The sequence below is a fragment of the Dysgonomonas termitidis genome (assembly GCF_054657735.1).
Window position 1 is genome coordinate 717,092 of the sequence record NZ_BAAHYD010000002.1, and the last position, 19,614, is coordinate 736,705.

The 19,614-nt window shown below is 41.1% G+C and carries 14 protein-coding genes and 1 pseudogene; 13 read left to right on the forward strand and 2 right to left on the reverse strand.

All coding sequences use genetic code 11. The features are described from left to right. Nucleotides 1-366: 366 nt before the first annotated feature. The 3 genes from ACYQ3L_RS07070 (at nt 367) to ACYQ3L_RS07080 (ending at nt 7,070) form a co-directional block, all read left to right on the forward strand. Entirely contained in the window at nt 367-2,775 is a 2,409-nt protein-coding gene (locus ACYQ3L_RS07070; protein ID WP_380000685.1) for a TonB-dependent siderophore receptor, read from the forward strand. Nucleotides 2,776-3,003: 228 nt separating this feature from the next. Beyond that, nucleotides 3,004-4,128: a PepSY-associated TM helix domain-containing protein gene (locus ACYQ3L_RS07075; RefSeq protein WP_380000683.1), complete on the forward strand. Its 1,125-nt coding sequence runs from the start codon at nt 3,004-3,006 to the stop codon at nt 4,126-4,128. Nucleotides 4,129-4,211: 83 nt separating this feature from the next. After that, entirely contained in the window at nt 4,212-7,070 is a 2,859-nt protein-coding gene (locus ACYQ3L_RS07080; protein ID WP_380000681.1) for a glycoside hydrolase family 2 protein, read from the forward strand. Between the two features lie 194 nt (nt 7,071-7,264). Here ACYQ3L_RS07080 and ACYQ3L_RS07085 read toward each other — a convergent pair whose 3' ends face one another. Together ACYQ3L_RS07085 and ACYQ3L_RS07090 are read right to left on the reverse strand one after the other, a co-directional pair. After that, the gene (locus ACYQ3L_RS07085; RefSeq protein ID WP_380000679.1) at nt 7,265-8,839 is read right to left on the reverse strand and encodes an Rne/Rng family ribonuclease; all 1,575 of its coding nucleotides are present in this window, start codon (nt 8,837-8,839) and stop codon (nt 7,265-7,267) included. Nucleotides 8,840-9,152: 313 nt separating this feature from the next. Then, a complete protein-coding gene (locus tag ACYQ3L_RS07090) occupies nt 9,153-9,461 on the reverse strand; it encodes an HU family DNA-binding protein (protein WP_260397887.1) in 309 nt (102 codons plus the stop codon). Nucleotides 9,462-9,585: 124 nt separating this feature from the next. Here ACYQ3L_RS07090 and mutY point away from each other — a divergent pair, with 124 nt between their 5' ends. The 10 genes and pseudogenes from mutY to nuoL all read left to right on the forward strand — a co-directional run bounded on the left by mutY (nt 9,586) and on the right by nuoL (nt 19,601). Further along, entirely contained in the window at nt 9,586-10,650 is a 1,065-nt protein-coding gene (mutY, locus tag ACYQ3L_RS07095; protein WP_380000677.1) for an A/G-specific adenine glycosylase, read from the forward strand. A gap of 73 nt (nt 10,651-10,723) precedes the next feature. Then, entirely contained in the window at nt 10,724-11,650 is a 927-nt protein-coding gene (locus ACYQ3L_RS07100) for a glycosyltransferase family 2 protein (protein WP_380000675.1), read from the forward strand. A 202-nt stretch (nt 11,651-11,852) separates the two neighbouring features. Beyond that, on the forward strand, nt 11,853-12,206 hold the full coding sequence (locus tag ACYQ3L_RS07105; protein WP_291110978.1) for an NADH-quinone oxidoreductase subunit A: 354 nt from the start codon (nt 11,853-11,855) through the stop codon (nt 12,204-12,206). Beyond that, nucleotides 12,197-12,769 carry an NADH-quinone oxidoreductase subunit B gene (locus ACYQ3L_RS07110; protein ID WP_044216933.1) on the forward strand — a complete coding sequence of 191 codons (573 nt, stop codon included), beginning with the start codon at nt 12,197-12,199 and terminating at the stop codon, nt 12,767-12,769. The genes ACYQ3L_RS07105 and ACYQ3L_RS07110 overlap by 10 nt, the downstream gene beginning before the upstream one ends. Before the next feature lie 81 nt (nt 12,770-12,850). Continuing rightward, nucleotides 12,851-14,479: an NADH-quinone oxidoreductase subunit D gene (locus ACYQ3L_RS07115; protein ID WP_380000672.1), complete on the forward strand. Its 1,629-nt coding sequence runs from the start codon at nt 12,851-12,853 to the stop codon at nt 14,477-14,479. Nucleotides 14,480-14,602: 123 nt separating this feature from the next. Further along, entirely contained in the window at nt 14,603-15,703 is a 1,101-nt protein-coding gene (gene nuoH, locus ACYQ3L_RS07120) for an NADH-quinone oxidoreductase subunit NuoH (protein ID WP_380000669.1), read from the forward strand. Nucleotides 15,704-15,783: 80 nt separating this feature from the next. After that, nucleotides 15,784-16,257, forward strand: a pseudogene (locus ACYQ3L_RS07125) (4Fe-4S binding protein); the annotation flags it as partial. 255 nt (nt 16,258-16,512) lie between these two features. Next, entirely contained in the window at nt 16,513-17,016 is a 504-nt protein-coding gene (locus ACYQ3L_RS07130) for an NADH-quinone oxidoreductase subunit J family protein (protein WP_380000667.1), read from the forward strand. 124 nt (nt 17,017-17,140) lie between these two features. Then, nucleotides 17,141-17,485 (forward strand): NADH-quinone oxidoreductase subunit NuoK, encoded by a 345-nt coding sequence (nuoK, locus tag ACYQ3L_RS07135; RefSeq protein ID WP_006801649.1) that lies wholly within the window; start codon nt 17,141-17,143, stop codon nt 17,483-17,485. A 175-nt stretch (nt 17,486-17,660) separates the two neighbouring features. Then, on the forward strand, nt 17,661-19,601 hold the full coding sequence (gene nuoL / locus ACYQ3L_RS07140; protein WP_380000664.1) for an NADH-quinone oxidoreductase subunit L: 1,941 nt from the start codon (nt 17,661-17,663) through the stop codon (nt 19,599-19,601). Nucleotides 19,602-19,614 lie beyond the last annotated feature (13 nt).

Below are 19,614 nucleotides of genomic sequence, written 5' to 3' on the forward strand. Positions count from 1 at the left end.
TTTGAGGGTATAATAAACAGGCAAATATATAAAACAAAAAGCACTTATATATTAAGTTGGGCGTAATTTAACCTGTTGAGCCAGACACTTTTTATATATCAATATAAAAGTATGAGTTCAGCCAGAGTATTTTAAAGATAATTTATTTTGTAATGATGTGAATAGTTAATTTAATTAACTCTATACTTATTAAATTTTCAGCGATAAACAAACCCTTTGGGAAATACCACACCTATCAATCCCTATTTATGGTTATAATTAAATAAAATTATCATTATTTCTTGCGATTGCCAGCCTGAGCAATAATCAGGACCTTTGCCATCGGTTATTTTTATCTATTCACACATATACAAAATATATAATAATATGAGAAAAATCATTTTTCTAAACCTATTACTTATTCTCAATATATCTCTAGCTGTTGCACAGACGATAAAAGGGAGAGTGATCGATGACAAAGGACAGCCTCTGGCTTCGGCTACTGTTGTTATTAAGGAACTGCAAAAAGGAGTATCCACTGATAATGAAGGTAAATTCAGATTTGTACGTTTACCGAAGAGAGAACTGACTATAGAAGTGAGTTTTGTGGGTTACAACAATAATACTAAAAAAGTAAATCTGTCGGATAACAACGAAGTGCATCTGCATTTTGATATGGTTCCAAATGCTAATCTAAGTGAGGTGGAAGTATTCGGGGAGCGTTATAAACAACCCGAAAAACTGGATGCGATTACCCGTATGCCGCTTCGTCCGAGCGAACAGATACAAAGTATCTCGGTTATTTCCGATAAGGTGATAGCGGAACAGGGTGCTTTGACCGTGACCGAGGCAATACGGAATGTTCCGGGTGTTATTCTTTTCGGCTCATACGGAGGAGTAAAAGAAAGTTTTTCCAGCAGAGGTTTTCGAGGTATTCCGGTTTTGAAAAACGGGGTCAGAACAGATTCTCAGCTTCAGACGGCATCGATCCTTACCGATATGCAAGGTGTAGAAAGTATTCAGATGATAAAAGGCTCTGCAGCGATTACACAAGGGGTGATTACCGATATAGGAAATGCAGGAGGTGTGATCAATGTTGTAACGAAGACTCCTAAGTTTATAAATGGAGGAGAGGTTGGTGTGCGTGCAGGTAGTTGGGGGCAGTTTCGCCCTACATTCGATGTACAGTCTGTACTCGATAAAGGGAAAACTGTTGCTTTCAGGTTAAATGGCGCTTATGAGCGTTCGGACAACTATCGCCCAATCGTTTCTTTGAACAAGGTCTACATCAATCCATCTTTGGAATGGAGACCCGATGAAAAAACGACAGTAACTCTCGAAATGGATTATATGAATGATGACAGAACTCCGGTTTCTAGTGCAATAAATCTCGCCGATGGCGGTACAGAAGCGATGTATGAGATACCTCACGATAAGTTCCTTGGTACCAAAGCAGATAATATAAACACAAAAACGCTTACATATGCAGCCCGCATAACACGCCAGATTGCAGACAAAGTAAGCGTTAGAGCTGCTTATTTCGGATCTTCTTACAAATTTGATAATTTGAATACGTCTATTGGAACAAGAGCTATTAAGGATGATTATAATGTGAGAGGTAGATCATTGACAAGAAATATGAGGGATGACAAGAATTCAACATTCCAGCTCGACCTGGTCGGTAAAGACATTTATACAGGAAGTGTGAAACATACATTCCAGCTAGGATTCGACTACAGGACAGCGGATGTATCCACCACCAGCTTTTCGTCTTATTCGTTAGGAAATATAGATATTGTAAATTCTCCTTCTATACCGAATGACGTAAGTCAGGACTCCATCATAAAATATATAAAACCAAACACGCCGGTTGATACATACTATTCTACATATGGCATTATGGCTCAGGAGGTAATGACTATTAATGAGTATTTAAAAGCGATATTGGGACTTCGCTATAGTTCCATTTCTACGAATAATACAGGTGGAGGTGTAACTACAGAAGATGCATGGAATCCGATGGTAGGAGTAATGGTTACTCCTTTAAAAAACATGAATATATTCGGTTCGTATACAACTAGTACCAATCTTAGGAATGCTGCAAACATCCTGGAAGACAGGGTAACCCTTGCAGGCCCTGCTACAACAAAACAATGGGAGTTCGGTATTAAATCAGACTGGCTTAATGAAAGATTGCGCTTCAACTTTACATATTTCGACATACTTACCGACAACCTCACTAACTCGGAATACGTATATAATGAAGGAACAGGAACTCAGGAAACGACAGGCTACTATTACAAAGCAGGAGACCTGAAGAGAAACGGGGTAGAAGTGGAATTAAGCGGACGTATACTGACCAATTTGCAGGTGATGCTGGGGTATTCATACACGAATGCCAAATACAAGAACAGTCCTTCATATGAAGAAGGGTCTGCACCTATAAATGCAGCTAAGCATACAGCAAACGGATGGGTATATTATACTTTGGATAGAAGTCCGCTGAAAGGTTTATCCATTGGTCTTGGCGCCTACTATGTAGGCAAGCGTCCTGTGGATGACTTCTCGCTGAAACCAAATGGACATGAAGGCACACTTACCGGGACAAAACCCTTTGATATGCCTGCCTATACAACCGTGAACGCTCAACTAGCTTATACTTACGGCAAGGTGACTACCCGTGTATTCTTCAACAATATATTCGATGAAGTAGGATATAATTCATACTACCGTGGCGGTTATATAAATCAAATCGACCCGCGCAATTTTGCGGCAGTAGTATCGTACCGTTTCTAGAGCGAATCACTATTTATGATTACGGGACAATGAGAAAATCATTATTTATTGGGATTGCAGGTTATTATAATTACCCCGAAATTTGCAGAGATGATAGTTGATTTAATCTGCCTCAATTCTCAAAAAGATATAGATTAAAGAATTACTTAACTTTGATGATAGTTGTTCCGATGAATTGTTTGATAGTCAATCCATCGGAACTTTCTTTTAGAATACAGAAATACATTTATGCGGAAATTTCTTAAACAGCTACACAAATGGCTCTCTATTCCTGTCGGAATTATCATTGTAATCGTTTGCCTTACAGGAGCAATACTTGTCTTTCAGGATGAAATACTCCAACTGGCCAATCCATCCCACTATTTTGTAAAAGAGGTTAAAGGCAGTCCGATACCGTTGGATGAACTGATACCGTTGGTAAATGCTCAACTGGACAGCAATACTGTTGCCAGTGTGCAGATACAGGATAATCCGGAACGTACTTATGCGATGACCCTCAAAGAAGGCTTCCGCATATCGGCGTTTGTAAACCAATATACAGGAGAAGTAACCGGAATGTATAAATTCAGGGAAAGCCCCTTCTTTACTATTATGTCACTTCACCGCTGGCTATTGGACGGGGGGCGTACATGGGGAAAATATACAGTAGGTATCTCAACTTTGATATTCGTATTTATTCTTATCAGTGGTTTTATAGTATGGATGCCCCGCAGACTGAATAAGAGCCGTTTCAAGATTCAATTTCGTAAAGGAGGGAAGCGTCTATGGTACGATCTGCATAACGTGCTGGGAGCATATGCCTGTCTTGTGTTGCTGATCTGCGCATTTACAGGGATGATGTGGTCTTTCGAGTGGTACAGGAACGGAGTATTTAAGTTGTTCGGAGTAGAAGCGCCTAAGGAATCCGGACATGGGGGAGGAAACCGCGGAGGCGGAGGAAGAGGTAAGGAAGGGAAAAAAGAAGAACTGAATATTGCAAACTGGCAAACAGTATATAATACCCTGAAAACGGCAAATCCGGACAATGAATACATCCGGGTGCAGGATAAATCGGCTACAGTACATCTGAAGTCATCCCTGACTTCGAGGGCTACAGATAAGTATGACTTTGATAAAAACACGGGAGAGATAACAAAAATCACCCTGTTTAAAGATCAGGAGGGAACAACTAAGGTGTGGGCATGGGTATATAGTTTACATGTAGGGAATTACTGGGGTATCTGGTCGAAAATATTTACCTGTTTTTTCTCCCTTGTGGGCGCAAGTCTACCCATTACAGGCTATTACATCTTTTTTGCCAAGAGAAGGGAGAGGGCAAAAGTAAGGGCGAGGAAAGAACGCCGCAAAAGTTAATTAACGTTTGAGCGTTATCTCGCGGGTAAAAAATATTACCTTTGTGTCTGACCTATTAATCAAAAACAATAAAGTCAGAACCCATGATTAACGAACAACAAAAATTGTATCTGAAAGGTACGGTGATACTACTCCTGTTTATGGTATCATCTACAAGTTTTAAAGCACAGCAGTTTACTAACTTATGGACAGGGTTACGCCAGCCCCAGCCACAATCGGAACTGCCGGAAGGTAATGCTCCTTTTCAGGATGCAAAAAGAATTGAAAAACAAAACTTACCTGCAAAACTTACCTCTACACAAGAGGGAGAATGGATCATCTCTCAGGGCTGGGAAATGACTGACGGAGCAACAGTAATTGAATCCGGAAAGTCAATATTCGATCCGCAACTGAATACGGCAACATGGTATAATGCCACTGTTCCCGGTACAGTCCTTACTACACTGGTAAATCAGGGAGTTTATCCCGATCCGTTTTTCGGACTGAATAATATGAATATCCCCGATTCGCTGAGCCGCACCGATTGGTGGTACAGGTGTAAATTTAATGTCCCGCAGGATATTGCCGGCAAGCAACTGCAATTACTCTTTAATGGTATAAATTACCGGGCAGAAATATATCTGAACGGAAAAAGGCTGGGTAGTATAAAAGGGGCCTTTATCCGGGGAAAGTTCGATGTGACAGGTGTTGTAAACCTAGATTCGGAAAATATACTGGCCGTCCATATCCTGCCTCCCAATAATCCGGGAATACCTCACGAACAATCAATGATCGCCGGGCAGGGCTTGAACGGAGGAGTGCTGAGTACCGACGGGCCAACGTTCATATCTTCTATAGGCTGGGACTGGATTCCGGGTATTCGCGACCGTAATACAGGTATCTGGCAGGATGTAAGACTCAGGTCGAGTGGTGACGTATTGATCGGTGATCCTTTGGTGACAACAGATATTCTCTTACCCGACACTACTCAGGCGAAAATAACTATCCGTACTAATATCCGTAATATAAGTGCAAATGCTATAAACGGGACACTTTCTGCAAAAATAGAGAATATGAATATCGATATACCTTATTCGCTGAAAGCTAATGAGGAAAAAATATTGGTTTTCAGTCCCGAGGAGCATAAGGAATTAAATATAAAGAATCCCCGCCTGTGGTGGCCAAACGGTTACGGCAATCCGGAGTTATATGACCTGGAACTAACCGTCCGGACAAATAGCAGTATCTCGGACACGAAGAAAGTACGCTTCGGTATCCGTGAGATGTCATATGAACTGATGGTGAGTGATAATAATCAGAATAAAAGGGTACTTTATACGCCTAACTCAACGACAAATAAAGGAAACCCCGTATTCGATTATGAAAAAAGGGCTTTCTTTACCAAAGATAATCAACTGCCTGCAATTGCCAAAGGTGCAGATATATCAGGATTGGAAACATTATCTGCCGACGATTCTGTCGGACCTTTCCTTGCAATCAGGGTAAACGGAGTGAGGATATTCTGTCGTGGCGGCAACTGGGGTATGGACGATGGTATGAAAAGGGTGTCGAGAGAACGGATTGAACCGTATGTACGTTTGCATCGCGATGCCAATTTCAATATTATCCGCAACTGGACGGGTGAATCGACCGAAGAAGTATTTTATAGTCTTTGTGACGAATACGGCATGTTGGTTTGGAACGATTTCTGGATTACTACAGATGATACGGTAGAGCCAAGCGACTTCGACCTGTTTGTTAAGAATGCTACTGATGTAGTACGCCGTTACCGCAATCATCCGTCTATAGCTATCTGGTGTCCCCGCAATGAAGGTTTTGCCCCGGAAGGAATGAGCGAAATGCTAACAAAAATGGTCGCGCAAGAAGACCCTACCCGCCATTATCATGGTCAATCCCGTTTTCTGAATATGGGAACAAGCGGTCCGTGGGGATACTTTAAAGATCCGTCGCTATACTATACCCAAAATGCAAAAGGTTTCAATACCGAGATGGGAAGTTATGCTATCCCTACGGCGAATACTATCCGCAAATTCATCGCCCCTGAAGATCAATGGCCGATAAATGATGTATGGGCATATCACGATTTACATCACACATCCCAGAATTTCGGGGACTTTATGAATGCGGTCAACCGTTACGGAAAACCCGATAGTATGGAGGATTTTGTCCGCAAATCACAATTTATAACATACGATGCATGGCGCAATATGCTCGAAGCATGGAATAGCAAGATGTGGGACAATACTACAGGCCTTATACTGTGGATGAGCCACCCGGCGTGGCCGAGCATGATCTGGCAGACATACACTTACGATTATGAAACACCTGGGTCATATTTCGGGGCGAAGAAAGCCTGTGAGCCGGTACATATACAGATGAATTTGCCGGATAACGATGTAATGGTTATTAATACGACATTGCATGATTACAGATCAGTGACGGCCAGCATCAAATATATAAGCCTGCAAGGTAAAGAGTTGTATAAGAAAGATATAAAGTTGGACGCTAAGGCAAATTCAGCTACTAAATGCTTTGTCCCTGCAAACGTGAATAGTTTGCCTAAACTGTATCTGACACGCCTGGAGTTGAAAGATATAAAAGGCAAAACGATATCGACAAATGACTATTGGATGACTGACGGAAGCATTGACTCATACAGGAATATGAATACACTATCTCCTGTGGACGTGGTTGTAAAGACTATAAACACAAAAGGTAGAACATTGGTGGAGGTATCAAATCCTTCAAAAACGTTAGCTGCCGCCCTGAAATTGAATGCAGTGGATAAAAATACAAACGAAATACTTCTCCCTGCCTATTTCTCCGATGGCTATATCAATTTATTACCGGGGGAAAAAAGAGTTGTAGAATTGACCCTGCCCCAACAGCTTACTAATAACTATAAGGTGGTAGCTGAAGGATATAATGCAAAGAGTAAGTAAAAGATAAGGATTCCGGAATAAAAGATAAAGCTGCATTTGCGTCATGCAAATGCGGCTTTATTTATAACTGGACGTTCAGCATATTTACAAACCGGCAGTTGATTATAGCTTCAACTCCCGATCCGTATTGGTTATAACAAAAAAGAAACCGCCTTGATATATCAAAGCGGCTTTCCCTGTATTTTAGGCAATAATTATTTTACTTCAAACTCTTGTTTCATATCTATTTCTTCTTTGTTCTCATCATAAAAATGATATTCGAGAAGAGCCAGATTCTGGTTCGGTAATATTTTTATTCCCATGCTATATCTCCATTTCCACTGCCATTTGAGGGAAATAAGACCTTGATTGATAAACGCTGCAACGTATGGATGTACGTGCAAGGTAAATTTCTTCACTTTCAGATCTTTTACAAGATAACTGATTTTCATACGCAAGGTGTCTGTGAATAATATGGATGGCCTTATTTCTCCCTTACCGAAACAGTTAGGACAAATTTCGGTTGTGGTAATTTCCATTTCAGGGCGAACGCGCTGCCTTGTGATTTGCATCAACCCAAATTTGCTTAGAGGCAAAATGTTATGCTTGGCGCGGTCGTTAGACATTAATTCCTGCATTCTTGTTATCAGTTGACTGCGGTGCTCGCCTTCAGTCATATCTATAAAGTCGATTACGATTATGCCCCCCATGTCTCGTAATCTTAGCTGTCTGGTTATTTCTTCTGCTGCCGCGGAATTCACTTCCCAGGCGTTATTTTCTTGTCCGGCTTCCGGGTTCTTTGACCTGTTTCCGCTATTCACGTCTATTACGTGCAATGCTTCTGTGTGTTCTATAATCAGATATGCTCCGTTTCGGAACGTTACCGTTTTTCCGAAAAGAGCCTTTATTTGTTTTGTAACGCCGAAGTTGTCGAATATGGTGAGGTCACCGTCATATTGTTTTACAATGTTCTTCTTCTCAGGCGCAATGAATGAAATATAATCTTTTATCTGATTACATGTATCAGGCTCATTTACATGTATCTCCTGAAAGCTCGAATTAAATACATCACGCAAAAGGGCAACTATACGTCCTGTTTCTTCAAAGACGAGAGTCGGCAACTTGCTTTTCTGTATTTTGGGAAGATTGTCATCCCATCGCTTTACCAGTGTTTTCAGTTCAGTATCCAGATCGGCTACTTTCTTACCTTCGGCTACAGTTCTTACTATTACGCCGAAGTTTTTAGGCTTTATACTCTGTATCAGCTGACGTAGTCGGGCTCGTTCTTCCTTCGACTTGATTTTTTGTGATACGGAGACTTTATCATTAAAAGGTATAACAACGAGGAAACGTCCGGCCAGGGACAATTCCGATGTAAGGCGGGGGCCTTTTGTCGATATAGGTTCTTTGGCTATTTGTACCAGGATTTCCTGCCCTGGTTTCAGTATGTCACTGATAGAACCATCCTTATCTATGTCATGCTCCAGTTTCATTTTGGAGATGTTCGGGAATTTTTTCTTATCAGCCAGCGCCTGTTTGTAGAACTTATCAACAGATTTGAATTGAGCACCAAGATCTAAATAGTGAAGAAAAGCGTCCTTTTTGTATCCAATGTCTACAAAAGCAGCGTTTAGTCCGGGCATAAGCTTTTTCACTTTGCCGGCATAGATGTTTCCTACCGCGTATGAAGCATCTCTTCCTTCTTTTTGCAGTTCGACAAGCTTTTTGTCTTCAAGTACTGCTATCGAGACTTCATTGGGCTGAACATCGACTACTAGTTCGCTATTCATAACTATAATTTAGAAGTTGAAAATTAGATTTAAATATATCCAGTATTTAAACCTTAAAATAGGTTTGCTTCTTTGTGTAATAGAAGCGGATTGCATATAATACACAAAGAACAAACTTAAAATTCAACAATTTGTAAGTTTGTTCCTGTATATTTCTGTTAAAGAAAGAAATAAGGCTTATTTTTTCTTCTTATGCCTATTCTTTCTCAGTCTTTTTTTGCGCTTATGCGTAGACATTTTATGTCTTTTTCTTTTCTTTCCGCTTGGCATGTTATTTATATATTTAGTAATTAATAATTTGTATGCGTCTCAATTACTTTCTTACTTGGATTACGAAAGTTTTGGCAGGTTTGAATGCCGGAATTGAATGTGCTGGTATGATAATAGTCGTGTTTTTAGAAATGTTACGAGCCGTTTTTTGAGCTCTTGTCTTCACGATGAAACTACCGAAACCTCTTAAATAAACATTTTCATTCTTGCTCAGGGAGTCTTTAACTACGTCCATGAATGATTCAACTGTTTTCAATACAGTCGCTTTGTCTATGCCTGTATTTTTCGCAATCTCGTTAACGATGTCAGCTTTTGTCATTTTCTTATTTTTTTTAGATTCAAAACAATTAATTTTTTGGACTGCAAATATATAGCTTTTTATTTACCTTTGAAACAAATAACGGCCATTTTTTCTAAATAATGCAGAAATTAACTTTCGGTGACCGGGGATTTCTGTCTGTTGTAAATAATTGTAAATGAGTAAAGAAAAAGATTTAAGATTAAGTTCTATATTAATAAGGTGGTATAATGATAATAAACGGGAGTTACCTTGGCGCGATACAACAGACCCTTATTTTATCTGGATTTCAGAAATAATATTGCAGCAAACGCGAGTAGATCAAGGATATACGTATTTTAACCGGTTTGTGAAAAGATTCCCTTCCGTAGGTTTGTTGGCACAGGCCGAAGAAGATGAGGTTTTGAAGCTTTGGCAGGGTCTGGGCTATTACAGCCGCGCGCGTAATCTTCATGCAGCCGCAAAAATGATATTGGAGAAATATAATGGAGCCTTTCCTCGTGATTATGAAGGTGTTTTGAGTCTGAGAGGGGTGGGGGGATATACTGCTGCCGCGATAGTGTCGTTTGCCTATAATCAGCCATATGCGGTTGTCGATGGTAATGTGTTCAGGGTGTTGTCGCGTATATTTGCTATTGAAGAGCCTATAGATAGCACAAAGGGTAAGAAGCTGTTCTCTCAGCTCGCACAGGAATTGCTTGATGATAAAAGGCCAGGTCTGCATAATCAGGCTATTATGGAGTTTGGGGCCTTGCAGTGTGTACCTGCGTCACCCCATTGTGGAGATTGCCCGGCTTCGGTGATGTGTCTTGCATATGCGCAAGGCAGGGTAGGAGTATTTCCGGTAAAAGAAGGAAAACAAAAGGTGCGTGCCCGTTATTTTCATTATTTCGATATCCGCTTCGGCGACGGTTATATGCTTTTGCATAAGCGTACGGCAAAAGATATCTGGCAGGGTCTGTATGAGTTGCCATTGGTGGAAACCGGAGACGCTTTACCGATAGAGGAACTCCGGCAAGCGGATGGTTTCAAAAAACTGTTTAAAGATAATGATGGTGCATATATTATAGAATATGTGTTGCAGATGAAGCATATCCTTTCTCATCAGGCTATATATGCGACATTTTATCAGGTCACCGTGCAGACCGTATCGATGCCCGGCGAATATTTAAAGGTGAGGATTGAAGATGTGGACGAATATCCCGTATCGCGTTTGGTGCATAAATATTTTGAAAAAATGTAACTATTAGGCTTTGCTATTTGCATAAGCCACAAAACACTATAACTTTGTACGAAACATAAACAAACATCGAAACATGGATAAGATATCTTTAATTGTGCCTTGCTATAATGAAGAACAAGCTCTTCCCTTCCTATATAAAGAACTAGTGAAACTGACAGCAGAGATGTCTGAGCAGGAGTTTGAGTTTATTTTTATCAATGACGGTTCCAAGGATAAGACATTGGAATTGGTGAAAGGATTAAAGAAATCGGACGACAGGGTTCATTATGTGTCTTTTTCCCGGAATTTTGGTAAAGAAGCGGGTATATATGCAGGCTTGAAGGCTGCCACAGGGAACTATATTTCCTTGATAGATGCCGATTTGCAAGATCCGCCTTCTCTGGTGAGGGAAATGTATGAGAGCCTTAAAACGGAAAATTACGACTGTGTGGCGACGAGGCGTGTAGACAGGAAAGGAGAGCCTGTTATGCGCTCATTCTTTGCGAAACAATTTTATAAACTTATAAATAAAATATCGGATACGGAGGTGGTCGACGGAGCGCGGGATTTCAGGTTGATGACGCGCCAGATGGTTGATGCTATATTGGAAATGAGTGAGTACAACCGTTTTTCAAAGGGCATTTTCGGATGGGTCGGCTTCAATACCAAGTGGATCGCCTTCGAGAATATCGAACGCGTTGCCGGGCAGACTAAATGGTCGTTTATCGGATTGTTCCTTTATTCATTAGAGGGGATAATCGCATTCTCTACACGTCCGTTGCTTATTGCTTCCCTGTTTGGTATTTTGTTTTGCCTCATTGCATTTGTTATGATCTGTGTTATTATCTTCAAAACATTGGTGTTTGGCGATGATGTGCAAGGGTATCCGTCTACTATGTGTGTGATCTTCTTTATAGGCGGGATTCAGTTGTTCTGTCTTGGTATTTTGGGGCAATACCTTTCCAAAACCTATCTTGAGACAAAGAAACGTCCGATTTATATAGTGAAGGAAACAGCATAAAAGGTTGTTTTGCAATCTTTAGTTGTCAAATTTGAATAATTTGGCATATAAATTTTTGTGTTTAAAAAATAAAACTGTAATTTTGCGCCGATTGTCCGCAGACTCTCATTTGGTGCGCTTTTTGCGGTTTTGGCAAAGTGTCACTGATACCATAGAAAGTGATTGACAATTGATAGAAAAGTTTTAATCTTAAAATGAAAATATGAGTTCTTCTGCTCTTTTTTTAGTCGTTCTTTTAACGGGAATTATGCTTGTATGCGCCGGACTCGGCATGGCATTGCTACTATCACCAAAATCATTTAATGCACAAAAAGGAGAACCATACGAATGCGGGGTTCCGACCCACGGTACTTCATGGATGCAGTTTAAGGTAGGATATTATCTTTATGCAATCTTATATTTAATGTTCGATGTGGAGGCCATATTTCTATTTCCGTGGGCAACTGTTGTACGGAATTTAGGTATGCCTGGATTATATAGTATACTGTTTTTTGTATTAATCTTAGGCCTTGGATTGGCTTATGCATGGAGGAAAGGAGCATTGCAATGGAAATAAAGAAAATATATATAAAAGGTATTCCTAACGATGAGTTTAAGGATAATGAATACCTTGAAGATTATATAAAGGAGCTGAATGAAAACGGAGTTCCGGTTGTTGTTGGAAAACTGGACGACCTTATTAACTGGGGACGATCCAATTCTGTCTGGCCTTTGGCTTTCGCTACCAGTTGTTGCGGTATCGAATTTATGGCTTCGGCTGCTGCCCGTTACGACCTCGCCCGTTTTGGGATGGAGGTTACGCGTAATAGTCCCCGCCAGGCCGATACAATGGTAGTAGCAGGTACAATCGTACATAAAATGGCTCCGCTGCTTAAGCGTGTATACGATCAGATGGCAGAACCTAAATATGTTGTGGCCATGGGCAGTTGTGCTATTTCCGGAGGCCCGTTTGTGGATTCATACCATGTAGTGAAAGGAATCGATGAAATAATGCCGGTAGATGTATATGTGCCGGGATGTCCTCCCCGTCCTGAAGCTTTATTTTATGGCTTGATGCAGCTGCAACGTAAAATCAAGGTGGAACGCTTTTTGTTCAAAGTAGATAAAAAGAATAAGTAACTCGTTTCTGGTTACACGCACAGATAGGGGCAGTTATTCCCCATATAAAATTAACATGTAATTCGCAACTATAATATATCGATGGAAAACATCAGGAAAGTAATATTGGAAGCCGTACCCGAAGCGGTGATCGAAGACGCCGGAAGGCTTACGGTTACTGTGGAGCCGGACAAATTACGCCATTTGGCAAAAGCTCTTCGCTATCATGCAGAGTATCCTTTCGACTATCTGGCTATGCTGACCGGAATGGACTGGGGAGAAAAGCTCGGGGTAAATTATCTTCTGGCTTCATCAAAAGATTTATCCAGGGAGGTTGTCCTGAAAACAGGTACAGTCGATAGAGAAAATCCATTGCTTTATACAGTTACAGATATATGGGAAACCGCCCATTATAATGAACGTGAGGTATATGCGATGTTCGGTATCCGTTTTATCAATAATCCGGATATGCGCCGTTTCTTCCTCAACTCCGATTGGAATGGTTTTCCGTTGAAAAAAGATTATGATACAAACCCTGTATTGAACCCCGTTTCGGTAGAGAGTAAAGATATCGTTGATATTGCTCCCCGGATTATGGAAACACCCAATGGATTGAAGGAGGAGAACGTAAGGGTATTCGAAGAAACCGATTATATAATAAATATAGGGCCACAGCACCCTTCTACCCACGGGGTGATGCACTTCCGTGTTGCATTGGAAGGTGAGATGGTGAAGAAGATAGACGTCCACAGCGGATATATCCATCGCGGGATAGAAAAGATGTGCGAGAACATGACCTATCCGCAGATACTGCATCTGACTGACCGTCTGGACTATCTTTCCGCAAACATCAACCGTCACGGCCTATGTATGTGTGTGGAGAAAGCCGGAGGAATAGAAGTTCCGGAAAGAGCGCAATATATCCGTACCATTATGGATGAGTTGAATCGTATCGATTCCCATCTTGTAGCCTGGGCGACCATGTGTATGGACTTAGGTTCTACCACCGCTTTTATATACGGTATGCGCGAACGTGAGGAAATACTGAAGATATTTGAACAGACATCAGGCGGGCGTTTGATTATTAATTACAACGTTATCGGTGGTGTTATGTTCGATATATACCCTGAATTCCAGAAAGATGTAAAAGCATTCATTCCGCTCATGCGTAAGCGCCTGAAAGAATATGACAGATTGTTTACAGGGAATGTCATCGCATTGGGACGTATGAAAGGAATAGGCCTTCTTTCCAAAGAAGACGCTATTTCTTATGCGGTTACAGGACCTGCAGGACGTGGTTCGGGATTCGCTTCTGATATCCGTAAGCATGTACCTTATGCACTTTACGATAAAGTAGAATTTACAGAAATTATACGTGAAGAAGGGGATGCCTTTGCCAGATATCTGAACCGTCTGGATGAAATAGAAGAGTCCCTGAAGATTATAGAACAATTAGTAGATAATATACCTGATGGCGAATTCTTAGCCAAAACAAAAGCTATAATCAAATTGCCTGAGGGTGAGTACTATCAGAGAGTGGAGGCCGGTCGTGGAGAATTCGGTGTATTCATCGAAAGCCGTGGCGACAAGGTCCCATACCGTCTGAAATTCCGTTCTCCGTCGATGGCTGCTGTTTCGGTGATGCCCTTGATTTGTGAAGATGAGAAGATTTCAGACTTTATCGGTATCGGTGGTTCTATGGATTATGTGATTCCTGATATCGACCGTTAATACAGATTAAGGTCTCAGACCTATTTGTTGCTTTTGTATTTGCAACAGCAATAATAGGTTGCGGTTAAATAATGTTGCATTAAATGCTTTTTTTGCTTATTCATTTTATCAATATAAAAACATATGCTGTTAAAATTTTCGTTAGAGCCCTCTCAATTGACCTCATGGCTTGATACATGGCTACACGCCAATTTGCCAACATGGGCAGCTCTGACAATAGAATTTGTACTGATAGGTATTGTCTTACTGACCCTTTATGCAGTACTGGCCTTGATATTAATCTATGTAGAACGTAAAATTACGGCATTTTTCCAGGCACGTTTAGGCCCGAACCGTGTAGGTAAATACGGACTCATTCAGAGTGTGGCCGACATGGTAAAGATATTGCTAAAGGAAATTATTCATGTTAAGCAATCCGACAGGTTCCTGTTTTTTACAGCGCCTTTCTTTATGATTGTGGCTTCCATGCTTACATTCGGTGCATTACCATTTGGTCAGGGACTTCAAGTCGTGGATTTCAATATCGGCGCATTCTATGTAATTGCCGTTTCATCACTGGGTATCATCGGGGTATTACTGGCCGGATGGTCAAGTAATAATAAGTATTCGATGATCGGAGCCATGCGAAGCGGAGCCCAATTTATAAGCTATGAACTTTCCGCTGGATTCGCTTTGATGACAGTAGTTGTATTGTCAGGAACAATGAGTTTTTCCCAGATAATACAGGGTCAGACATATCTCCATCAATGGAATATAATAGCAGGACATGTTCCCGCATTTATAGCATTTATTATCTATCTGATTTCAGGACATGCCGAAACTAACCGTGGGCCTTTCGACTTGCCGGAAGCTGAATCGGAGTTAACAGCAGGTTACCATACGGAATATTCAGGATTGCAATTCGGGTTTTTCTATCTGGCTGAGTATCTGAATATGTTTATTGTTGCAGGTATCGCCGCTACTGTATTCTTAGGAGGATGGATGCCTGTACAGATTGAAGGTTGGGACGGATTTAACCATGTGATGAACTATATTCCGTCATTCATATGGTTTTTTGGAAAAGCAGGATTCCTTGTCTTCCTCAGTTTGTGGGTAAGATGGACGTTCCCGCGTTTGCGTATCGACCAGCTGTTGAATCTGGAATGGAAATATCTGTTGCCGATTAATATGGTAAACATATTATTGATGGTAGCTATGGTTTTATTGGGTTGGACTTTTAAATGAATAAAAGATAGTATTTAATACTGTTGCAGATATAAAAATAATAAAAAGGTCTGAGACCTTAATTTATAGAAAATACGATAATGAGTTCAGTATCAGAATATTTTTCAGGTTTATTTGGAGGTATCAGGTCATTGCTCACAGGTATGAGGGTGACATGGGGTGAGCTGTGGACAAAAAAGATCACAGAGCAATACCCTGAAAACCGCGCAACCCTTGTAATCCCTGACCGTTTCCGTGGCGAGCTGATCATGCCGCACGATGAAAATAACGAGCATGCCTGTACAGCTTGTGGTATCTGTCAGATGAATTGCCCGAACGGGACAATACAGGTTATATCGAAGAGTATAGAGACAGAAGATGGGAAAAAGAAAAAAATAATAGACCGTTACATTTATGATTTAGGAATGTGTACATTCTGTAATCTGTGTGTGATAACCTGTCCGTCGGATGCGATTGTTTTTGCGAATACTTTCGAAAATTCGCTCTTTACTCGCAGTAAGCTTATCCAGCAACTAAACCATGAAGGTTCTAAGCTCCGTGAAAAGAAAAAGGAAAAGCCTGCTCTTGTAACAAGTCCTGTAGCTAAAGCAGAAGATGCCGTACATGGAAAGAATACGGCGCCGGAAAATGTACCCCAGACTCCGCTCGAACCTATACCTGCACAGGATATAAAAACGGCCGATGGAAGCCATCCCGAACTGGATGTGAAAAAGGATGTGACAACCAAGACAGTACCTGCGTCCAAGACAGATGGAGATATTGGGCCAAAAGAAGATAAAGAATAAATAATATACGATAATCAACAGATTATGGCAGAACAGATTATATTTTACATTATAGCAACAATCATTGTGTTTTCCTCCATTATGGCGGTTACAACACAAAAGATTATCCGCTCGGCGACATTCCTGTTATTTGTCCTTTTAGGTACAGCAGGTTTGTATTTACTACTCGATTATCATTTCCTGATGGCAGTACAGATAGCTGTTTATGCAGGAGGTGTGATGGTATTGTTCATCTTTGCTATCCTGCTCACCCATGAGCCGGGAGTGGATGTCAAATTCGAAAAACCGGGAAGGGTATTCATAGCAGCAGTTGCGGCTCTGGCCGGACTGGGTATTTGCGGTCACATAATATTCTACAATGTGAACAAGTTTTATACTTACGTTACACAAAGCGAGTTGCAGATGCAGGATATAGGTATGGCAATGATGGGTACGGACAAATACCAGTACTTGCTGCCGTTCGAGGCTATAAGTGTGTTGTTGTTAGCTTGTATTATTGGTGGTATAATGATTGCCAGAAAAAGATAACACCTCCCCCTACCCCTCCAAAGGGAGGGGAGACTGAAATGAATAGTAAAAAAGTAATATAATACAAATACCCTCACAGGTAGCTTCTCTTTTGGGGAGGTTGGAGGGGTGGATAATAAATATTATGGGTGATTTTATAACAAGTTTTCTATCAGGACCGGTGCCTATCGAGGCGTATCTTGCGGTAAGTACTATTATGTTCTTTGCCGGGGTATATGGTTTCCTTTCACGTAAAAACATGTTGATGGTTCTGGTTTCTGTGGAGTTGATGCTCAATGCTGCCGACCTGAATTTTGTGGTATTCAACCGTTATCTGTATCCGGGACAGCTCGAAGGGTTTTTCTTTACCCTGTTTGCGATAGGAATAGCCGCCGCCGAAACAGCGATAGCCATCGCCATCATTATCAATATATACCGCCATGTGAAGAGTATATATATAGATGAGAATATTACTAAAATGAAAAACTGAGAGAATAGAGAGTTACAAGTTACGAGTTACAAGTTACTAAGTTGAAGTAACGAATAATGAGTAATGAAGGCTCAAATAGAAAATATAATAATGTAGAGTTGTTACGGTTTAAGGTGGGAGTGTCTGAAAAAGAAGCTCGTAACTTGTAACTTGTAACTCGTAACTAAAAGAAAATATGGACGCATTTAATTATTCTATACTGATACTTGTACTTCCTGTCGTAATGTTCCTCATTCTGGGGCTGGGCGGAAAATATATGAAGCCTGTAATTGCCGGAACACTGGGAAGCCTTTCCCTCGCAGTAATGGCAGTGCTGGCTTATACTACAGCTTATCAGTATTTCTTCGAAGTAGGGAAAGGCGCCGATGGCGTTTATCAGGCTATAAATGTATTCCACTTCCAGTGGTTAAGATTTACAGATACATTACATATCGATTTAGGTATGTACCTCGATCCTATATCGGTGATGATGCTGGTTGTGATTACTACCGTATCACTGATGGTACATGTTTATAGTTTGGGTTATATGAAGGGCGAAAAAGGATTCCAACGCTATTATGCTTTTCTGTCCCTGTTTAGTTTCGCGATGCTGGGGCTTGTTGTGGCGACCAATATATTCCAGATGTATATCTTCTGGGAACTTGTGGGGGTATCTTCATTCCTGCTCATCAGCTTCTATTATGTAAAACCGTCGGCAGTAGCCGCTTCGAAGAAAGCGTTTATTGTTACCCGTTTTGCTGACTTCTTCTTCCTTGTAGGTATTCTGTTGCTATCATATTTCACAGGTACATTCGACTTTGCTACATTGACTGCATCGAATGCAGATATCTGTGTATCATCTACAGCCGGAATGTCATTCCTTGGCATGTCTGTCCTTTCGTGGGCAATGCTCCTTATATTTATGGGAGGTGCCGGGAAATCGGCGATGATGCCGTTCCACATCTGGCTGCCCGATGCGATGGAAGGTCCGACCCCTGCGTCAGCCCTTATCCATGCCGCAACGATGGTTGTAGCCGGAGTATTCCTTGTGGCGCGTTTGTTCCCGATATATCATTTCGGAGCGCCGGAGATTTTGACTGTTATAGCATGGGTAGGAGCGATCACGGCATTGTTTGCTGCGGTGGTGGCCTGTACCCAGACCGATATAAAACGTGTACTGGCATTCTCGACTATATCGCAGATTGCATTCATGCTTACTTCTTTAGGCGTTTCCAAATTCGGGGATCACGAAGGATTAGGTTATATGGCGGGTATGTTCCACTTGTTTACGCATGCATTCTTCAAAGCATTATTATTCCTTTGCGCCGGAGCTATCATCCATGCAGTGCACAGTAATGAGATGGGGGATATGGGCGGACTTGCCAAGAAACTGCCAATCACCTGTATTACGTTCGGTATTGCCTGGCTGGCTATAGCCGGGATTTATCCATTCTCAGGATTCTTTAGTAAAGATGAGATATTGGCTGCCGCAATGGAGCACAATTTTCCGATATATATAATCTTGTCGGTTGCAGCGGGATTGACCGCGTTCTATATGACACGCCTGTTCCTTCGTATCTTTTTCTATGAAAAGAAACATTATCACCATGAACCGCATGAGGCGGGTCCATCAATGGCAATCCCTTTGATTATACTGGCTGTGTTTGCCTTCGGGGCAGGTTTTGTTCCTTTCAGTAAGTTTGTGACTTCGGATGGAGTGCCTTACGAAGCGCATATTAATATGCAGGTTGCGGTAACCAGCGTATTGATATCACTTGTCGGTATCGGTATCGGATTCAGATTGTACTTCAAGAAAAACGATATACCAGACAAAATCGCATCAAGCATCAGTACATTCTACAAATGGGCGCATAATAAGTTCTATTTCGACGAATTGTGGCTGTATGTAACACGTAATATAATCTTTAAACGTATTTCTGCTACTATAGCCTGGTTCGATAAGAAGTTTGTGGACGGCTTCATGGATTCACTGGCTTATATGACACAGGCAGCGTCCAGTACGATCAAGAATTTCCAGTCAGGATATATTCAGCAGTATGCATTGGCTTACCTGTTGGGAGCATTGATACTTGTGGTCGGTTTTGGCGGATGGTTAATTGCTTTTATTTGTAAATAAGAATTAAGCTGTT

Excerpts from the sequence above, each read along its gene's own strand:
- ACYQ3L_RS07115 (WP_380000672.1), top strand. The coding sequence starts at position 12,851 with ATGGAAAACATCAGGAAAGTAATATTGGAAGCCGTACCCGAAGCGGTG.
- ACYQ3L_RS07085 (WP_380000679.1), bottom strand. The coding sequence starts at position 8,839 with ATGAATAGCGAACTAGTAGTCGATGTTCAGCCCAATGAAGTCTCGATA.
- ACYQ3L_RS07100 (WP_380000675.1), top strand. The coding sequence starts at position 10,724 with ATGGATAAGATATCTTTAATTGTGCCTTGCTATAATGAAGAACAAGCT.
- mutY (WP_380000677.1), top strand. The coding sequence starts at position 9,586 with ATGAGTAAAGAAAAAGATTTAAGATTAAGTTCTATATTAATAAGGTGG.
- ACYQ3L_RS07075 (WP_380000683.1), top strand. The coding sequence starts at position 3,004 with ATGCGGAAATTTCTTAAACAGCTACACAAATGGCTCTCTATTCCTGTC.
- ACYQ3L_RS07080 (WP_380000681.1), top strand. The coding sequence starts at position 4,212 with ATGATTAACGAACAACAAAAATTGTATCTGAAAGGTACGGTGATACTA.
- ACYQ3L_RS07070 (WP_380000685.1), top strand. The coding sequence starts at position 367 with ATGAGAAAAATCATTTTTCTAAACCTATTACTTATTCTCAATATATCT.
- nuoK (WP_006801649.1), top strand. The coding sequence starts at position 17,141 with ATGGGTGATTTTATAACAAGTTTTCTATCAGGACCGGTGCCTATCGAG.
- ACYQ3L_RS07110 (WP_044216933.1), top strand. The coding sequence starts at position 12,197 with ATGGAAATAAAGAAAATATATATAAAAGGTATTCCTAACGATGAGTTT.
- nuoL (WP_380000664.1), top strand. The coding sequence starts at position 17,661 with ATGGACGCATTTAATTATTCTATACTGATACTTGTACTTCCTGTCGTA.
- ACYQ3L_RS07130 (WP_380000667.1), top strand. The coding sequence starts at position 16,513 with ATGGCAGAACAGATTATATTTTACATTATAGCAACAATCATTGTGTTT.
- ACYQ3L_RS07105 (WP_291110978.1), top strand. The coding sequence starts at position 11,853 with ATGAGTTCTTCTGCTCTTTTTTTAGTCGTTCTTTTAACGGGAATTATG.
- nuoH (WP_380000669.1), top strand. The coding sequence starts at position 14,603 with ATGCTGTTAAAATTTTCGTTAGAGCCCTCTCAATTGACCTCATGGCTT.